The organism is Nonomuraea sp. N2-4H, assembly GCF_045291505.1.
GTDB lineage: Bacteria > Actinomycetota > Actinomycetes > Streptosporangiales > Streptosporangiaceae > Nonomuraea > Nonomuraea fastidiosa.
On the sequence record NZ_CP147987.1, the window covers coordinates 6,066,309 to 6,083,894 of the forward strand.

Below are 17,586 nucleotides of genomic sequence, written 5' to 3' on the forward strand. Positions count from 1 at the left end.
CGGCATGAGCACGGCGGCGAAGTGGACGCGCTTGCTGTCTCTTGGGGTCCGGGGTCGCTCTTCCCGGGCACGCAGCACCGACCGCTGTTGGTCGGCAGCGATTCAGTTTGCCATATCTTCCGGCTGGAGGCGAAACGACAGCTCTTCGAGCAGTTTGCGATCATGCTTGTCGAGCGTCGCCGGGTCGAGCGCCGCCGCCAGTTCCGGCCTGTTCCGTACGGTACGCCGGATCGCCTCGTCACGCCGCCATCTGGCGACTTTTCCGTGGTGTCCGGACAGCAGCACCGGGGGCACCTCGTGTCCCCGCCACACCGGCGGCTTGGTGTAGACCGGCCCCTCGACCAGGTTGCGCATCGCCCCCGGCGCGAACGAGTCGTCCACGGCCGACTGGGCGTTGCCCAGCACGCCGGGCAGCAGCCTGCCGACGGCCTCGATCATGACCAGCACCGCCACCTCGCCGCCGGCCAGCACGTAGTCGCCGATGCTGACCTCGTCGACGCGCAGCCGCGTGGAGTACTCCTCCATGACGCGCGCGTCGATGCCCTCGTAGCGCCCGCAGGCGAACAGCAGCCACGACTCCCCCGCCAGCTCCTGCGCCAGCTCCTGGGTGAACGGCCGCCCGCTCGGCGTCGGCACGATCATGCGCGGCGAGCCGTCGCCGATCACGTCGTCGATGGCCTCGCCCCACACCTCGGGCTTCATCACCATGCCGGGGCCGCCGCCGTACGGCGTGTCGTCCACGGTCTTGTGGACGTCGTGGGTCCAGTCGCGGAGCTGGTGGACCCGGATGTCGAGGATGCCGCGCTCGCGCGCCTTGCCGATCAGCGAGACGTCGAGCGGCGCGAAGTACTCGGGAAAGATGGAGATGATGTCGAGGCGCATCACAGCAGGCCCTCCGGGGGATCGACGACCAGCCGCCCCGCCTCCGGATCGACCTCGGGCACCAGCGCCTTGACGAACGGGATGAGAGCCTCGTCCTGGCCCTTCCTCTTGACGACGAGGAGGTCCTGGCCGTGATGGAGCACGTCCTCCACCTCGCCCACGTGCTCGCCCGCGACGGTCACCACGGTCAGGCCGATGAGCTGGTGGTCGTGGAACTCGTCGGGGTCGTCGGAGGGCTCCACGTCGGCCGAGTCGATGACCAGCATGGTGCCCCGCAGCTCCTCGGCGGCGTTGCGGTCGGGGACCTCCTCGAACGCCACCAGCAGCACGCCCTTGTGCCACCGGCGGCCGGCGACGACGAGCGGCCCCCGGTCGGCGGGGTCGGTGGCGATGGCGGTGCCGGGGGCGAAGCGCAGCTCGGGATCGTCGGTGCGCACCTCCACGGTCACCTCACCGCGCACCCCGTGCGGGCGGCCTATCCGGCCGACGACCAGCTGCACGTGAACCTGCCTTCTCTTATCAACGCAAGCGCCCCCATCGGTACGAAGCCGATGAGGGCGCAGAAACCTGACGCTAACGGACTGCTTCGTGCAGATCGAGCAGATCGACCCGTACGTACTTCCCGTCGGCCAGGGCGTTCACGACCGTGCGCAGCGCCTTGGCGGTGCGCCCGCCGCGTCCGATGACCTTGCCCAGGTCCTCGGGATGCACCCGGACCTCCAGGACGCGCCCGCTGCGAATGCGGCGTGCGCGGACCCGGACATCGTCTGGATGTTCGACGATGCCCTTCACGAGGTGCTCGAGAGCCTCCTCGAGCACGTCAGGCCTCGCCCTCGGTCTTGGTCTCGGCGGGGGCCTCGGCCTCGTCCTTCTTCTTGGACTTCTTCGGCGTGGTGGCGGCCGTGCCGGTGTCGCCACCGGACAGCGCCTCCTTGGCCGCGGCCTCGTAGATGGCGTGACGGTCAGGCGCGGGCTCCGCGACCTTCAGCGGCGGCGGAGCGGGCTCGCCCTTGAACTTCTGCCAGTCACCGGTGAGCTTGAGCAGCTTGAGCACCGGCTCGGTCGGCTGCGCGCCGACACCCAGCCAGTAGGCCGCACGCTCGGCGTTGACCTCGATGCGCGAAGGGTTCTCCTTCGGGTGGTACAGACCGATCTCCTCGATCGCCCGGCCGTCACGCTTGGTGCGGCTGTCGGCGACGACGATGCGGTACTGAGCGTTGCGGATCATGCCGAGCCGCTTGAGCTTGATCTTGACTGCCACGGGTGTGGTCTCTCCTGCATTCGCACGTGGGTGAACGGCGCCTCGCCGAGTGGGGCACGACGCGACGACGCTCCAGGGACAAACGCGTCCGGCGGGAGATGAGAGGGCACCCGCCTGGTCACGGTGTTCCAACATGTCATTCTGCCAGATCCCCGGCACTGCTCACGACCTGTCACCACAGCTCGGCGCAAAGATCCGACAATCCCCGGGGAATCGGCGAGCCCGCCGCGAGGAGCGCCGGGCACGGCCTGGCGAGAGCTCCGGCCGAGCGTGGCGGCTCCCACCCCGCCACCAGGCCAGAGCCCCCGCCGCACACCGGCCGGCCGCCAGGCAACCCCGGGCGCGTCGCCGTGAAGCCCATCGAGCAGCCGGGCGTGTCGTCGCAGGCTCACCCGGAAAGCCGACGGTCGTCGCGAAGCTCGCCAAGACACGGCGGCGCCGCCCCGAACCTCGGGGCGGCGCGAACCCGAAGCAGCCTACTTCTGGCCGGGAAGGCGGAGCTTGGAGGGGTCGAAGCCCGGCGGCAGCTCGACCCCGGGCGGCAGCTTCCCGCCGAGGTTGCCCAGCACGCCGCCGCTCTTCTTGGCGCCGTCGCCGGACGACGACCCGGCCTTGCCGAGCGCCGCCTTGCGCGGGTCGCCGCTGACGCGCCGCCCCTTCTTGTTCTTCTTCTGCGACTTGGCCGCCTTGCTCCGGCCGCCCGGCATGCCGGGGATGCCCATGCCGCCCGCCATCCGCTTCATCATCTTCTGTGCCTCGAAGAAGCGGGTGACGAGGTTGCTCACGGCGCTGACGCTGACGCCGGAACCGGCGGCGATGCGAGCGCGGCGCGACCCGTTGATGATCTTCGGGTCCTGGCGCTCGGCCGGCGTCATGGAGCGGATGATCGCCGCGATGCGGTCGAGGTCGCGATCGTCGATGGAGTTGATCTGATCGCGCATCTGCCCCATGCCGGGCATCATCCCGAGCAGGTTCTTGATGGGCCCCATCTTCTGGACCATCTGCATCTGCTCGAGGAAGTCGTCGAGGGTGAAGTTCTCGCCCGAGGTGAGCTTGCCCGCCATCTTGGCGGCCTGCTCCTCGTCGAACGTCTTCTGGGCCTGCTCGATCAGGGTGAGGATGTCACCCATGTCGAGGATGCGCGAGGCCATCCGGTCGGGGTGGAAGGCGTCGAAGTCCTCGAGCTTCTCACCCGTCGAGGCGAACATGATCGGCTTGCCGGTGATGTGGCGCACCGACAGGGCCGCGCCGCCGCGCGCGTCGCCGTCGAGCTTGGTCAGCACCACGCCGTCGAAGCCGACGCCCTCCATGAACGCCTGCGCCGTGACCACGGCGTCCTGGCCGATCATGGCGTCGACCACGAACAGGACCTCGTCGGGCGAAACCGCGTCGCGGATGTCGGCGGCCTGCTTCATCATCTCCTGGTCGATGCCCAGGCGGCCGGCGGTGTCGATGATGACGATGTCGTGGTTGAGCCGCCTGGCCTCGTCGACCGACCTGCGGGCCACCTCGATCGGGTCGCCCACGCCGTTGCCGGGCTCCGGCGCGTAGACCGCGACCTGCGCGCGCTCGCCCACGACCTGCAGCTGCTGGACGGCGTTGGGCCGCTGCAGGTCGGCGGCGACGAGCATGGGCGCGTGGCCCTGCTCGCGCAGCCACCTGGCCAGCTTGCCCGCCAGCGTCGTCTTACCTGCACCCTGCAGACCCGCCAGCATGATGACGGTCGGAGGCGTCTTGGCGAAGCGCAGCCTGCGGGTCTCGCCACCGAGGATCTCGATCAGCTCGTCATTGACGATCTTGACGACCTGCTGCGCCGGGTTCAGCGCCTGGGAGACCTCGGAACCGCGGGCACGCTCCTTGACCTGGGCGACGAACGCCTTGACCACCGGCAGCGCGACATCGGCCTCGAGCAGGGCGATGCGGATCTCGCGGGTGGTGGCGTCGATGTCGGCATCGGACAGCCGCCCTTTGGATCGGAGGGAGGAGAAGACCGATGTCAGCCGGTCGGATAGCGTCTCGAACACGTGGTTGGCCAGTCCTCGAAGCGAATGTACGTCTAAGACTCCAGCCTAGCCGCTCCGCTAGCCGCTCCAACCTGGCACGGCCATCCTGACCGTCAATGCGTGTTCGACGAGCTGGATCAGCGTGTTCTTGACCGACTCCTTGGAGCGGGCGTCCAGCCGCACCATGGGGATGTGCGGCGCCAGGGTCAGGGCGTCGCGCACCTCGGCGTCGCTGTGCGGGTACTGGCCGTCCCAGCCGTTGATGCCGACCACGAACGGAAGCTGCGCCTCCTCGAAGTAGTCGATGGCGGGGAAGCTGTCGGCGAGCCGCCGCGTGTCGACCAGCACGACGGCCCCGATGGCGCCGCGCACGAGGTCGTCCCACATGAACCAGAACCGATGCTGTCCGGGCGTGCCGAACAGATAGAGGATCAGGTCGCGGTCGAGGGACACGCGGCCGAAGTCCATGGCGACGGTCGTGGTCGACTTCAGCGGCGTCATGCCGAGGTCGTCGATCCCGGCGGAGGCGTCGGTCATGACGGCCTCCGTGGTGAGCGGCATGATCTCCGACACCGCGCCGACGAACGTCGTCTTGCCCACCCCGAAGCCACCGGCCACGACGATCTTCGTCGAGGTCAGACCGGGGCTAGAGCCTGCGAAGTCCACTGAGCACCCTTTCCAGCAGGTTGACGTCCGGTCGACCCGCCTCGAGCTGCGGCTGGTGCACTCGTACGAGGCCCTCCGCCGCCATGTCCGCGATCAGAACACGCGCGACGCCGAGCGGGATCCGCAGCAGCGCCGACACCTCGGCCACCGACCTGACCTGCAGGCAGAGCTGGCTGATCGCCTTGTACTCCGGCGTGATGTGGGAGAACTCCCGGTGCTCGGCGGTCGCCGACGACACCAGGGCCTCCATCGCCAGCTTGAGCTTGGGCGCGGTCCGCCCGCCCGTGACGGCGTAGGGGCGCACCGGCGATGGCGGTTCGGATCTTGGGGGCGGTGGTGGGGGCTCCCAGCCGCCGCTGTTCCACGAATTGCTCACCTACATCACCTTGACTGACTGGCGCGCAGCTCGGCACGCACAGCCGGAGTCAGCACCTGACCGGCGCGATCGACCATCAACGTCATCTGATACGCCACCAGACCCATGTCACAGTCCGGCGCCGCCAGCACCGCAAGACACGAACCATCACTGATCGACATGATCAGCATCAGCCCGCGCTGCATCTCCACGATCGTCTGATTGACCGCACCCCCCTCGAACACCCGCGCCGCACCCTGCGTCAAAGACACCAACCCCGACGCGATCGCAGCCAGCTGATCCGCACGATCAGCAGGAAAACCCGCCGACGCCGCCAACGGCAGACCGTCAGACGAGACCACCACCGCGTGCGCGACGCCGGGGACCGTGTTGACGAAGTCGGTGATTAACCAGTCCACCCCGCGTGCCGCGTGGCTCAGGTCGTTCATACCTTCTCCTTCGCCGGTCGCTCGAGCGACGACGGTAGTCGGCCGTGTCGTACTGGCCGCTCGTTACGCTCGCTCATGCGCCCTCATTCCTACTGCTGTTATCCCTGGGCCCGGACCCGTACGTCCTGCCCTCGCTGATGTCGTCGCGTGCGGCTCTGAAGCCCTGCTGGAAGCTGGACAGCCGGCTGCGCACCCGTTCCGGCGAGATCGCCGGCATCGGGGCGACGCCCTTGGGCGCCGTGGCGGTCTCGGCGGAGCCGGGCACCAGGTTCGCCTTGGGCACCCGCTTGGGCAGGCCGGCCGCGGTCGCGCCGTCGCGCACCGGCTCGCGTACCACCTCGGCCGCGCTCCAGCCCTCGTCCGCCTTCGGCGAGCTCCACTTGGCGTCGTCGGACGCCGCGGAGTGGTCGAACCACGCCGACTCCACCGAGGCGAAGATCGGCAGGTACTCGCCGTTGCCGTTGCCGGACTGGCCTGACTGACCGGGCTGACCGGACGAGATGGCGGGCAGGGGGCCGGTGGCCGCGGACTCGCTGTCGGCGAAGTCGCCGCCGGACGCGGGCTCGCGCGTCCACGGACGGGTGTCGTCGGACAGGGCGCCGGCGCCGCGCTGGGGCAGCGAGCCCTCGCGCCGGGGCAGCCCGTTCTCCCGCTGCGGGAGCCGGCTCTCGCCCGCGGGGGCGCCGCGCGAGGCGACCCAGACGTCGTTGGAGGAGTCCTGGGACATCCACCCCGCCGCCTCGGCGGGCAGTGCGGGGCTCGACGGCCACGACCCGGCCGACGGGAACGCCTCTGCAGAGGGATAGGAGGGATAGGACGGGTGCCCGGGTCCGAGCTGGTACGACGCGGCGGGCCACGACCCGCCCTGCGGTCCCGGCTGGGGCACGGACGGGAACTGCTCTTCCCTGGAGGCGGCCGGCGCGGCCCCCGCGTACGAGGGGGCCGACGGGCCGAGCAGCGACTCGGGGATGAGCACCATGGCGGTCAGGCCGCCGGAGCCGTGCGGGCGGAGCTGGACGCGGATGCCGTGGCGGTGCGCCAGCCTGGCGACCACGAACAGGCCCATGCGGCGGGAGACGGAGACGTCCACGGTGGGCGCCTCGCTCAGCCGCTCGTTGGCCTGGGCCAGCTCCTCGGCGGTCATGCCGATGCCGGAGTCGCTGATGGAGAGCATGATGCCGCCGCCGTCGATCCGGCTGCCGGAGACCGGGACGCGGGTCTCGCGGGGCGAGAACGACAGCGCGTTCTCGATCAGCTCGGCGAGCAGGTGAATGACGTCGTTGACGGCCTGGCCGGCGATGGAGACGCCTTCCGGCACCTCCAGCACGACGCGCTCGTAGTTCTCCACCTCCGACAGCGAGGCGCGGGCGACGTCGACGAGCTGGACCGGCTGGCTCCAGCGGCGCGGCGGCTCCTGGCCGGCGAGGACCAGCAGGTTCTCGCTGTTGCGCCGCATGCGGGTGGCCAGGTGGTCGAGCTTGAACAGGTTGCTGAGCCGCTGCTCGTCCTGCTCGCCCTGCTCCAGGCTGTCGATGAGGGTGATCTGCCGCTCCACCAGGGTCTGGCTGCGCCGCGACAGGTTCACGAACATCGCGTTGACGTTGCTGCGGAGCCTGGACTCCTCGCCCGCCAGGCGGACCGCCTCGCGGTGCACCTCGTCGAAGGCCCGCGCGACCTCGCCGATCTCGTCCTTCGAGTTGATCTCGATGGGCGGGACCCTGATCTTGTCGGGGTCGATGTCGTTCTCGCGGAGCTGGCGGACCAGGTCGGGCAGCGTGTGGCCGGCGATCCTGAGCGCGTCGCTGCGCAGCCGCCTGAGCGGGCGGACCAGCGAGCCCGCCATGAGAGCGGTGATCGCGAGGACCAGCACGAGCAGCACGACCACGATGCCGATGTTGATCGCGGCCAGCTGCCTGTCGGCGCTCGCCACGTCGGCGCTGCGGGTGGCGACCTCCTCCGACAGCGACTTCTGCACCTGGTGCAGCCGGTCGACGGTCTCGGAGATGGAGTCGAACCAGAGGTCGACGTCCTTGGTGCTGGAGTTGTCGAGCCGGCGCAGCGGGGTGCCGCTGTTGTGCAGCAGCACGGCGCGGCTGATGTAGAACTCGGCGCGGCCGATCTTCTGGCTGGCCACGGTGTTGTCGAAGTTCTGCCGCTGGGCGGGCGTGGCGACCGCGAGGAACGAGGAGCGCTCGCTCTCACGGCGGGAGCCCGCGTCGAGGAAGCCCTTGAACTCCGGCTCCTCGAACCTGCCGCGCACCAGGGCGATCATCAGCAGCGCCCGCTGCTTGGACGCCTCCTCCTCCGCGCGGGCGACGCTGCGCAGCGCGGCGGCGGTGGAGGTGAGCTGCTCGTCGGTCGAGCCCTGGCCGAGCTCGTCGTAGACCTGGAGCAGGTCGGCGATGATCTCGGAGTACTTCTCGACCGTCGGCAGCGGCGGCATCTGGTCCTTGGTGTACGCCGCCCGCAGCGAGCCGAGCTGGGAGAGCCGGACCTCGATGCGGTCCAGGGTCCTGCGGCCGATGTCGGACACCGAGTCGCGGGCCTCGGCGATGGCCGCCTTCGTCCTGGCGGCGCTGGCGTCCACGATCTCCTGCTGGCTCTTGAGCCGCTGTCCTTCGCTCGCCCGCTTGTTGGCGGCGACGTAGCGGCCGGCCAGGCCTCGTTCGAGCCCGAGGTCGCGGGCCAGCTCGCCGAGCTGGCTGACCAGCCGTCCCACGTCGCTGATGAGCTGGTACTGCTGGGCGCTGCTGATCGAGTCGGTGACCCGCAGCCCGCCGAAAATGACGCCCACGATCGTGGGAATGGCGATGAGGGCGATGAGGCGGGTGCGCACACGCCAATTGCGCAGCGCGAACGGGCTGCCCGAAACGGGCTGCTGTACCTGCGGAACCTCTCCGCCCGCAGACTGTTCCGGAATGTCCGGGGCCCTGCCACGACCGGAGTCGGCCGTTGTTGTCCTCACTGGTGGCAACCTCTCGCCATGGCCTGCTTGGGGGGTTTCAGCGGCTTCGTCGCAAGGGACGAGTGATCGCAGGCAAGTTCGAGGCCCAATTTGAGCACAAACCCCATACTTAGGCCAACGTCTCGGCTGTTTTCAACCGTTCCAAATGACACCCTGTTCACGTGGCAAGCTCTTGACCACAGAGCGCAACCAAAGTCTCGATCCGGACATATAGCTCAGAAACCCACTTTATGCATATATATACATCTATATCCGTGGACGGTCATCTTTAGCCGATAAAGTGCATAAACGAGGCATAGTGGCTGCCGTTTCGATCTCCCCTCCGGTACGCTTCACGCCCGGCATGCAGTGCCGATCTCCAGAAGCTTCCCCCTGGTAGGAGAACCCCCCAATGACACGCAAACTGCGCTGTAGCGCCATTGCTCTCGGCGTCGCAGTCGCTCTGACTCTTGCCGGTTGCGGCGGTTCCGACGAGCCCAGCAGTGCGTCGGCCGGTGGCAGCGGCCTTGAGAAGACCACCATCAAGGTCGGGGCGCTGCCCATTCCCGACCCGGTGGCTCTGTATGTCGCGAACGAGAAGGGCTACTTCAAGGAAGAGGGCCTGACCGTTCAGCCGGTCACGATCACCGGTGGCGCGGCGGCATTGCCGCAGATCGAAAGCGGCGCGCTCGACATCTCCCAGACCAATTACGTTTCCACGTTCGCCGCGGTCAGCCAGGGCAAGAAGATCAAGCTGGTCGCCGACATGTACCAGGCGGGCCCGAACACCTTCAACCTGATGGTTCCGAAGGATTCGCCTATTCAGACGGTGGCGGACCTGAAGGGCAAGACCATTCTGGTCAACAACCTCAACAACGTCGCCACGCTCGCCACGCTCACGCAGCTCAAGGTGGCCGGTCTCACCGAGGACGACGTCAAGTTCGTGGAAAAGCCGTTCCCCGACATGGGCAACGCGCTGCTCAGCGGCCAGGCCGACGCCTGCTGGATCACCGAGCCGTTCATCACCGCCAACCAGAGCCAGCACGGCTTCCGCAAGCTGGCGGACACCATGACGGGTCAAACGGCCGACCTGCCCATCGCCGGCTGGATGGCCACCGAGGACTGGGCGCAGAAGTACCCCAAGACGCTCGCCGCCTTCCAGCGCGCGATCGCCAAGGCGCAGCAGCTCGTCTCCAGCGACCGCAAGGAGATCGAGGCCATGCTGCCGAAGTACACGAAGATCGACGCCAAGACGGCTTCGGTGATCACGCTCGGGACCTTCCCCAGTGAGCTGAACGCCAACCGCCTGCAGAAGGTCGCCGACCTCATGCTCGAGTACGGCTACCTGAAGAGCCCGATCGACGTGAAGTCGATCATCGCGGCCCCCGCGGCGAACGGATGACGCGTGCACGACTGCTCCGCGGCGCCATCGGCGTCGCGGGGTTCCTTGTTCTCGGGGAACTGTTCATCCGCTTCGTCGTCAACGGGGAGCTGCAGTTCCCCCGCCTTCCACCGTCCTGCAGGAGGCCTTCGGCCTGCCCGCCGACTCCGACTTCCTGTCCGGGCTCGGCGCGACCCTGATCAACTGGGTGCTCGGCCTGCTCATCGCCACCGCCATCGCCGTGCCGGTGGGCGTGCTGCTCGGCGCGCTGCCGCCGGTGGAGCGGACGATCAGGCCCGTGCTGGAGTTCCTGCGCCCAATCCCGAGTGTGGCGATCATCCCGCTGGCGATCCTGCTGATCCCGGTGGACGAGCTGATGAAGGTCTCGGTCATCGTCTACGCGGCGGTCTGGCCGATCCTCATCAACACCCTGTACGGCATGCACGACGTCGACCCCGTGGCCAAGGAGTCGCTGCGCAGCTTCGGCTTCGGCCCCCTGGCCGTCCTGGTCAGGGTGAGCCTGCCGAGCGCGGCGCCCTTCATGGCGACCGGCATCAGGATCGCCTGTGGCATCGCCCTCGTGCTCGCGGTCAGCGCCGAGCTGCTGGCCGGCGGCGTCGCCGGGATCGGCGTCTTCGTCAACCTGGCCGGCAGCGGCAACAGGACCGACCTCATGTGGGCGGCGACGGTCTGGGCCGGGATCCTCGGCGCGCTCGCGAACGTGCTGCTGCGGGCCGGCGAGCGCCGCCTGTTCCGCTGGCACACGATGCGGACGGGGGCGGCGGAGCGATGAAAGCGCTCACCAAGCTCTGGCTCATCCCGGTGGTGCTCGTCGTCTGGGAGTTCGGCACCCGGGCGATAGGCGACGGCGATTTCCCGCCGCCCACGATGATCGTGGGCAAGATGTACGAGCTGTGGTTCTCCGGCCCGGGGAGCCGCGCCTTCCTGACCGACGACGCGATCGACAACATCCTGCCCAGCCTGGGCCGCATGTTCGGCGGCTGGATCCTGGCGGCGGTGGTCGGGATCGTGGCGGGCATGCTGCTCGGCCGCTCGCGCACGGCCACCGATTTCGTGGATCCGCTCATCGAGTTCGGCCGCGCGCTGCCGCCGCCGCTGCTGATCCCCGCGTTCCTGGTGCTGCAGGCCGGCTTCCAGTCTCCGCACGGCGTGCTGATCACCCAGCTCATCACGATCGTGTTCGGGGTGATCTGGCCGGTGCTGCTCAACTCGATCGACGGCGTCAGAGCGATCGACAAGACCTATATGGAGACGGCGACCGTCTTCAACCTCACCAGGATGCAGCGGCTGCGCGTGGTCGTGCTGCCGGCCGCCTCGCCGAAGATCTTCGCCGGGCTGCGGCTGAGCCTGTCGCTCGCGCTGATCCTCATGGTGATCACCGAGCTGATCGGCGGCAGCGACGGCATCGGCTACCAGCTCCTGCAGGCCCAGCGCAGCTTCGACGGCGCCGCGGTGTGGGCCGCGATCACGCTGCTCGGCATCCTCGGTTACGTCGTCAACTCCCTGTTCGTACTGGCCGAGCGCCGGGTGCTGGTGTGGCACCGGCAGGCCACGCGCAACCCGTGACTTTCTGGAAGGACTCATGCCACACTCCGACGACCTCCTGTGGGGCGCCTACGGTGACATCTCCCGTTTCGCCGCCCTCCTCACCATGGCCGAGCTCGGCCTGGCCGACCACCTCGCCAAGGGCCCGCTGACCACGGCCGAGCTGGCCGAGCGCGCGGGGGCGCACGCCCCGTCGCTGCGCAGGGTGCTGCGCGCGCTGGCAGGCCTCGGCCTGGTCACCAGGGCGGGCGACGACGCCTACGACCTGACCGAGCGGGGCGCGGCGCTGCGCTCGGACGCACCGGGCTTTCTGCGCTCCTCGATCCGCATGCTCGGTGAGGAGGGCTTCTGGTACGCCATGGGCACGCTGCCCGAGACGGTGCGCACCGGCCGCTCGGCCTTCGTCGAGCGCCACGGCCACCTCTACGACTACCTGGCGCGCAACCCGCAGTCGAGCGAGCTGTTCGACGACTACATGACGGCTAGGGCCGCCGCGTTCACCGAGGGCCTGGTCAAGCGGTACGCCTTCCCGCCCACCGGGACCATGGTGGACGTGGCCGGCGGCAAGGGCCACATCCTGGCCACGGTGCTCCATGCCAACCCGCAGATGCGCGGCATCCTGCTGGACCTGGAGCACGTGGTGGACCACGCCAGGCGCACGCTCGCCGACGAGGGCCTGACCGAGCGCACCGAGGTGGTCGCGGGCGACTTCTTCGTCTCGGTCCCCTCGGGCGGCGACGTCTACCTGCTGGCCAGCGTCCTGCACAACTGGGACGACGAGGACGCGCTCAAGATCCTCCGCAACGTCCGCGAGGCGATGAACCCCGGCGGGCGCGTGCTCATCCTGGAAGTGGTGCTGCCCGACACCGAGGAGCCGCACCTGGGCATGGACGTCGATCTGCGGATGCTGGCGATCTTCAACGGCGGCACCGAGCGCAGCCGCGACGAGTACGCGGCGCTGCTCGACCGCGCCGGCCTGGCGATGGGCGACGTCATCGAGCTGGGCGCGGGCGCGAGCCTCATCGAGGCGCTGCCGCGCTGAGCCCTGGGTGCCGCGTCGTCCGGCGAGCGGGAGGGCGCGGCTCCCGGCCGGCGCGGCACCTGAGCCCGGGTCAGCCGCCCCAGCCCGGTACGGCCATGCGCACCGACAGCGCGTGCTCGACGAGCTGGATCAGCGCGTTCTTCACCGAGTCCTTGGAGCGGGCGTCGAGCCGCACCATGGGGATGTGCGGCGCCAGGGTGAGCGCGTCGCGCACCTCGGCGTCGCTGTGCGGATATTGCCCGTCCCAGCCGTTCACGCCCACGACGAACGGCAACTGGGCCTCTTCGAAGTAGTCGATGGCGGGGAAGCTGTCGGCGAGCCGCCGCGTGTCGACCAGCACGACCGCGCCGATGGCGCCGCGTACCAGGTCGTCCCACATGAACCAGAACCGGTGCTGTCCGGGCGTGCCGAACAGGTACAGGATGAGGTCCCGGTCCAGGGAGACCCGGCCGAAGTCCATGGCGACGGTCGTGGTCGACTTCAGCGGCGTCATGCCGAGGTCGTCGATTCCCGCGGAGGCGTCGGTCATGACGGCCTCCGTGGTGAGCGGCATGATCTCCGACACCGCGCCGACGAACGTCGTCTTGCCCACCCCGAAGCCACCGGCGACCACGATCTTCGTCGAGGTGAGCCCGGGGTTAGAGCCTGCGAAGTCCACTTAGAACCCTTTCCAGCAGATTTACGTCCGGCCGGCCGGCGTCCAGCTGTGGCTGATGCACGCGGACCAGGCCTTCGGCCGCCATGTCAGCGATCAGCACGCGCACCACGCCGAGCGGGATCCGCAGCAGGGCCGACACCTCCGCGACGGACCTGACCTGCCGGCACAGTTGGCTGATCGCCTGGTACTCCGGCGTGATATGCGAGAACTCCCGCTGCTCGGCGGTCGCCGATGACACCAGGGCCTCCATCGCCAGCTTGACCCGCGGAGCCGTCCGCCCTCCCGTCACCGCGTACGGGCGGACGGGCGATGCGGGGTCGGGATTCAGCTGCGACTGGGGCTGAGGCTGCTGAGGTGGAGGGGCCCAACCGCCGCTGTTCCATCTGGGGTCCGACACGTACATCACCTTGACTGACTGGCGCGCAGCTCGGCACGCACAGCCGGAGTCAGCACCTGACCGGCGCGATCGACCATCAACGTCATCTGATACGCCACCAGACCCATGTCACAGTCCGGCGCCGCCAGCACCGCAAGACACGAACCATCACTGATCGACATGATCAGCATCAGCCCGCGCTGCATCTCCACGATCGTCTGATTGACCGCACCCCCCTCGAACACCCGCGCCGCACCCTGCGTCAAAGACACCAACCCCGACGCGATCGCAGCCAGCTGATCCGCACGATCAGCAGGAAAACCCGCCGACGCCGCCAACGGCAGACCGTCAGACGAGACCACCACCGCGTGCGCGACGCCGGGGACCGTGTTGACGAAGTCGGTGATCAGCCAGTCGACTCCACGCGCCGCGTGGCTGAGATCGTTCACGCGTCCTCCTCCCTTTCGTTCTCCTTAGGGCCTGAGGGTCCAGAGGAAAACGCCCTGCCCTCGCTGATGTCGTCACGTGCTGCTCTGAAGCCCTGCTGGAAGCTGGACAGCCGGCTGCGCACCCGGTCGGGCGAGATCGTCGGCATCGGCGACACGCCCTTGGGCGAGGCGGAGGTGTCGGCCGAGCCGGGCACCAGGTTCGCCTTGGGCACCCGCTTGGGCAGGCCGCTGGCGGTGACGCCGTCGCGGGTCGGCTCGCGTACCGCCTCGGCCGCGCTCCAGCCCTCGTCCGCCTTCGACGATCCCCAGCTCGCGCCGTTCGCGCCGAACCAGGCGGACTCGACCGCCGAGTAGATCGGCAGGTGGTCGTCGGTGCGCGACGGCGGCTCGCTCGCGCTCCCCGGCTCCGGCCGGTCGAAGCCGGGCCGCTGGGACGACGTGCCGTCCTGGTTCCAGCCGCCGCCGGACGACTCGGACTCCGGCCGCCTGGGCAGGCCGTTCTCGCCGTTCCACGACGAGTTGCGCGCCGGGGTCCACACGTCGCTCGCGTACGGCTCCGGCGGCCAGGCCGCGGGGTCGGGCTGCCAGGGCTTGCCGAACGCGCTGCTCGCCTCCGGCCCGGATGAGCCGGAGGAGCCGAGCGAGCCCGGCGCGCCCCACGCGCCCGCGCTGTCGTGACCTGGCGGGGTGGCGCCCCAGCCGCCGGGCTCCTGGCCGGACGCCCCCGATGGGGACGCGCCCCATCCCGCGCCGGCGTCCTGCCCGGTGCCGCTCCAGCCACCGTCCTGGCCCTGTGGAGGCGGGCTCCAGCTCGCCGCGCCCTCCGGGTTGGGCGCGGGCCAGCCGGACCCGAGCTCTGGGTTCGACGGGAAGGACGGATGGCCGGGGCCGTACTGCATGGCCGGCGGCTGGGGCCAGTCTGTGGCGGGCGGCGCGGGGTGCGGCCCCGCGTAGGGCTCGTCCCCTCGCGGCCCGCCGCTCGCCGCGCCCGCCAGGGCGGGCGGCTGGTTGCCGGAGAAGGACGGCATGCCGGAGAAGCCGGGCGTCTGGGAGCCCAGCATGTTCTCGGGGATGAGCACCATGGCGGTCAGCCCGCCCGAGCTGTGCGGGCGGAGCTGGACGCGGATGCCGTGGCGGTGCGCCAGCCTGGCGACCACGAACAGGCCCATGCGGCGGGAGACGGAGACGTCCACGCTGGGCGCCTCGGTCAGCCGCTCATTGGCGGCGGCCAGCTCCTCCTGGGTCATGCCGATGCCGGAGTCGGTGATCGACAGCATCACGCCGCCGCCGTCGATCCTGCTGCCCGACACCGTCACCCTGGTCTCGCGTGGCGAGAACGACAGCGCGTTCTCGACCAGCTCGGCGAGCAGGTGGATGACGTCATTGACGGCCTGGCCGGCCACCGACACCCCGTCGGGCACCTGGAGCACGACCCGCTCGTAGTTCTCCACCTCCGACAGCGAGGCGCGGGCCACGTCCACGATCTTCACCGGCTGGCTCCAGCGGCGCGGCGGGTCCTGACCGGCGAGCACCAGCAGGTTCTCGCTGTTGCGCCGCATGCGGGTGGCCAGGTGGTCGAGCTTGAACAGGTTGCCGAGCCGCTGCTCGTCCTGCTCGCCCTGCTCCAGGCTGTCGATGAGGGTGATCTGCCGCTCCACCAGGGTCTGGCTGCGCCGCGACAGGTTCACGAACATCGCGTTGACGTTGCTGCGCAGCTTCGACTCCTCGCCCGCCAGCCGGACCGCCTCGCGGTGCACCTCGTCGAAGGCCCGCGCGACCTCGCCGATCTCGTCGAGCGTGTCCACCCCGATGGGCTCGACGGGGCCGATCGCGCCTTCACCGTTCTCGCGCAGCTGCCGTACGGTCTCCGGCAGGCGCTGCCCTGCGATGTCGAGCGCCTCGCGGCGCAGGCGGCGCAGCGGCCTGATGAGCGAGCGCGCGATGAGCGAGATGATCGCGATGACCGCGATCAGCAGCAGCAGAATGAGCCCGCCGGAGATCATCGCCACGCGGTAGGCGCCCTCCTCCAGGCTCCTGGCCCGCAGGATCACCGAGGACGACAGCTCGCGTTCCACGCTGCGCAGCGCGTCGATCTTGCCGGTGCTGACGTCGAACCAGGTGGCCACGTCCCGGTCGGCGCCGCCGCCGATGCTCAGCTGCTTGCCCTCCGCCGCCTGCGCCATCGCGCGCAGCCGGAACAGGTCGGTCTGGTCGACGTCCCTGCCGACGACGGTGTTGCGGTAGAGCTCGAGCTGGTCGAGGGTGGCGAGGGTGGCGAAGAGCGTCTCCTCGCTCTCCTCGCGCGACTTGGCGTCGGTGAGCGCGTCCAGCTCGCCGCTGTCGAACGCCCTCTTGTCCAGCGCGCTGGCGAGGATGCCGCGCTGCCTGGACGCCTGCTCCTTGGCCCTGGAGATGGCCGCCATCGCGCTGGCGGAGTCGGCCACCTCGTCGTCCACCGCGACCTGGCCCACCTGGTCGTGGAACTGCAGCAGCGCCGAGATGATCTCCGAGTACTTCCTGATCATCGGCAGTGGCTGGATCTTGCCGTTGACCGCGGTCTCCCGCAGCGTCGGGATCTCCTCAAGCCGGCGCAGCACGGGGCGCACGGCCTCGCCGTGGGTTTCGCCGAGTGCGTTGGCCTGCTGCTTGGCCTCGTCGATGAGGCCGTTGACCTGGCTGTAGGTGGTGCGCAGCTGCGCCTCGCGGCTGTCCGGCCGGCCCTCGGCGATGTAGAGGGCGGTCTCGTCGCGTTCGTAGCCGAGCTCATGAGTGACGGCCCCAAGCTGCTGGCTGAGCTCGGCGACCTCTCTGAGGGTCTGGTAGGTGCGGGCATCGCTGAGCGAGGTGATGACGTTCAGCCCGCCCAGGCCGACGGCGACGGCGGTGGGCACCACGATCAGCGCGATGAGGCGCGATCGGACATGCCAGTTGCCCAGTCCGAACCTGCGCGATGAAGGTTTGGACAGCCGTCGCTTCTGATGGCCGTGCGGCTCGCGGTCAGCGGAAGCTTCAGCGTTCTGCGTTCTCACTTGCCTTCGCAACCTCTCGCCCTTTGAGGAGGGGAATTCTCGGGTGGACCAGCGGTATTGCAGGGTGGGGCAGTTTTGTACGACGACATATCGAGATAAGCGTCATTTGAGCACACGGGTGGGGAAGGGCCAACCACTACTAGTGCCCCGATGAGGTGTTTGTCCCCGAATGTCCAGAAAATATGACAGAATCGATAAACGGCCTTCTACCAGGCAAAACAGGCAAGGAGGGGTCGCCCCGCGAGCCACCTCCCGACTCGCAGAAGACGCTTGACAAGAATCAGAAGTAACGTAGGTTCCCGGTAGCACCACCCTTCCCAAAACAGACATTTTTCAAGATCGCACACGTCCGCCAAAATTTCACGATAGAGCGATAAACAGACATTGCAACCACAAGTGTCAGCTTTCCGATAATGAACGGCTTTTTGGTGCTACCGTCGATCTCTGTTGTGCGTCAGGCACACAGTCCCCGGGAGCAGAAGCCGCCCGGTTCCCCCCTTGGCTCCATCCGAGAGGAGTCCCTGA

Annotated in this window: 17 protein-coding genes; 4 read left to right on the forward strand and 13 right to left on the reverse strand. The window is 69.1% G+C overall.

Going from position 1 to position 17,586, the window contains the following annotated elements:
• Nucleotides 1–102 precede the first annotated feature (102 nt).
• From trmD to WBK31_RS27780, 9 genes are all read right to left on the reverse strand, one after another.
• Nucleotides 103–882, reverse strand: a complete 780-nt coding sequence (trmD, locus tag WBK31_RS27740) for a tRNA (guanosine(37)-N1)-methyltransferase TrmD (RefSeq protein WP_364070082.1) — start codon at nucleotides 880–882, stop codon at nucleotides 103–105.
• Nucleotides 882–1,382: a ribosome maturation factor RimM gene (gene rimM / locus WBK31_RS27745; RefSeq protein WP_378786856.1), complete on the reverse strand. Its 501-nt coding sequence runs from the start codon at nucleotides 1,380–1,382 to the stop codon at nucleotides 882–884. Before rimM ends, trmD begins: the two co-directional genes overlap by 1 nt.
• 73 nt (nucleotides 1,383–1,455) lie before the next feature.
• Entirely contained in the window at nucleotides 1,456–1,701 is a 246-nt protein-coding gene (locus WBK31_RS27750; protein ID WP_043634919.1) for an RNA-binding protein, read from the reverse strand.
• 1 nt (nucleotide 1,702) lies between these two features.
• Complete coding sequence (gene rpsP, locus WBK31_RS27755) at nucleotides 1,703–2,143, reverse strand: 30S ribosomal protein S16 (protein ID WP_364070078.1); 441 nt, start codon at nucleotides 2,141–2,143, stop codon at nucleotides 1,703–1,705.
• Nucleotides 2,144–2,619: 476 nt separating this feature from the next.
• Nucleotides 2,620–4,167 carry a signal recognition particle protein gene (ffh, locus tag WBK31_RS27760; RefSeq protein ID WP_364070076.1) on the reverse strand — a complete coding sequence of 516 codons (1,548 nt, stop codon included), beginning with the start codon at nucleotides 4,165–4,167 and terminating at the stop codon, nucleotides 2,620–2,622.
• Between the two features lie 57 nt (nucleotides 4,168–4,224).
• Nucleotides 4,225–4,785 (reverse strand): ATP/GTP-binding protein, encoded by a 561-nt coding sequence (locus WBK31_RS27765; protein WP_364070263.1) that lies wholly within the window; start codon nucleotides 4,783–4,785, stop codon nucleotides 4,225–4,227.
• Between the two features lie 7 nt (nucleotides 4,786–4,792).
• On the reverse strand, nucleotides 4,793–5,188 hold the full coding sequence (locus WBK31_RS27770; RefSeq protein ID WP_378786854.1) for a DUF742 domain-containing protein: 396 nt from the start codon (nucleotides 5,186–5,188) through the stop codon (nucleotides 4,793–4,795).
• A gap of 5 nt (nucleotides 5,189–5,193) precedes the next feature.
• Nucleotides 5,194–5,616: a roadblock/LC7 domain-containing protein gene (locus WBK31_RS27775; RefSeq protein WP_378786848.1), complete on the reverse strand. Its 423-nt coding sequence runs from the start codon at nucleotides 5,614–5,616 to the stop codon at nucleotides 5,194–5,196.
• A 73-nt stretch (nucleotides 5,617–5,689) separates the two neighbouring features.
• Nucleotides 5,690–8,452: a nitrate- and nitrite sensing domain-containing protein gene (locus tag WBK31_RS27780; RefSeq protein WP_364070928.1), complete on the reverse strand. Its 2,763-nt coding sequence runs from the start codon at nucleotides 8,450–8,452 to the stop codon at nucleotides 5,690–5,692.
• A gap of 520 nt (nucleotides 8,453–8,972) precedes the next feature.
• Between WBK31_RS27780 and WBK31_RS27785 the strand changes: the two genes are divergently transcribed.
• The 4 genes from WBK31_RS27785 (at nucleotide 8,973) to WBK31_RS27800 (ending at nucleotide 12,549) form a co-directional block, all read left to right on the forward strand.
• The gene (locus WBK31_RS27785; RefSeq protein WP_364070925.1) at nucleotides 8,973–9,962 is read left to right on the forward strand and encodes an ABC transporter substrate-binding protein; all 990 of its coding nucleotides are present in this window, start codon (nucleotides 8,973–8,975) and stop codon (nucleotides 9,960–9,962) included.
• A gap of 187 nt (nucleotides 9,963–10,149) precedes the next feature.
• Nucleotides 10,150–10,734: an ABC transporter permease gene (locus WBK31_RS27790; protein ID WP_378786851.1), complete on the forward strand. Its 585-nt coding sequence runs from the start codon at nucleotides 10,150–10,152 to the stop codon at nucleotides 10,732–10,734.
• A complete protein-coding gene (locus tag WBK31_RS27795) occupies nucleotides 10,731–11,528 on the forward strand; it encodes an ABC transporter permease (protein WP_364070921.1) in 798 nt (265 codons plus the stop codon). The genes WBK31_RS27790 and WBK31_RS27795 overlap by 4 nt, the downstream gene beginning before the upstream one ends.
• A gap of 16 nt (nucleotides 11,529–11,544) precedes the next feature.
• Nucleotides 11,545–12,549: a methyltransferase gene (locus WBK31_RS27800; protein WP_364070918.1), complete on the forward strand. Its 1,005-nt coding sequence runs from the start codon at nucleotides 11,545–11,547 to the stop codon at nucleotides 12,547–12,549.
• A 70-nt stretch (nucleotides 12,550–12,619) separates the two neighbouring features.
• Here WBK31_RS27800 and WBK31_RS27805 read toward each other — a convergent pair whose 3' ends face one another.
• Genes WBK31_RS27805 through WBK31_RS27820 form a run of 4 tightly spaced genes read right to left on the reverse strand, consistent with a single transcriptional unit; the run spans nucleotide 12,620 to nucleotide 16,926 of the window.
• Nucleotides 12,620–13,207 carry an ATP/GTP-binding protein gene (locus WBK31_RS27805; RefSeq protein ID WP_364070916.1) on the reverse strand — a complete coding sequence of 196 codons (588 nt, stop codon included), beginning with the start codon at nucleotides 13,205–13,207 and terminating at the stop codon, nucleotides 12,620–12,622.
• Nucleotides 13,188–13,610: a DUF742 domain-containing protein gene (locus tag WBK31_RS27810; protein WP_364070914.1), complete on the reverse strand. Its 423-nt coding sequence runs from the start codon at nucleotides 13,608–13,610 to the stop codon at nucleotides 13,188–13,190. The genes WBK31_RS27805 and WBK31_RS27810 overlap by 20 nt, the downstream gene beginning before the upstream one ends.
• Entirely contained in the window at nucleotides 13,610–14,032 is a 423-nt protein-coding gene (locus WBK31_RS27815) for a roadblock/LC7 domain-containing protein (RefSeq protein ID WP_378786848.1), read from the reverse strand. Before WBK31_RS27815 ends, WBK31_RS27810 begins: the two co-directional genes overlap by 1 nt.
• A complete protein-coding gene (locus WBK31_RS27820; protein WP_406673426.1) occupies nucleotides 14,029–16,926 on the reverse strand; it encodes a nitrate- and nitrite sensing domain-containing protein in 2,898 nt (965 codons plus the stop codon). Before WBK31_RS27820 ends, WBK31_RS27815 begins: the two co-directional genes overlap by 4 nt.
• Between the last annotated feature and the right edge of the window lie 660 nt (nucleotides 16,927–17,586).

Excerpts from the sequence above, each read along its gene's own strand:
- WBK31_RS27800 (WP_364070918.1), top strand. The coding sequence starts at position 11,545 with ATGCCACACTCCGACGACCTCCTGTGGGGCGCCTACGGTGACATCTCC.
- WBK31_RS27795 (WP_364070921.1), top strand. The coding sequence starts at position 10,731 with ATGAAAGCGCTCACCAAGCTCTGGCTCATCCCGGTGGTGCTCGTCGTC.
- WBK31_RS27810 (WP_364070914.1), bottom strand. The coding sequence starts at position 13,610 with ATGTACGTGTCGGACCCCAGATGGAACAGCGGCGGTTGGGCCCCTCCA.
- trmD (WP_364070082.1), bottom strand. The coding sequence starts at position 882 with ATGCGCCTCGACATCATCTCCATCTTTCCCGAGTACTTCGCGCCGCTC.
- WBK31_RS27775 (WP_378786848.1), bottom strand. The coding sequence starts at position 5,616 with ATGAACGACCTGAGCCACGCGGCACGCGGGGTGGACTGGTTAATCACC.
- WBK31_RS27785 (WP_364070925.1), top strand. The coding sequence starts at position 8,973 with ATGACACGCAAACTGCGCTGTAGCGCCATTGCTCTCGGCGTCGCAGTC.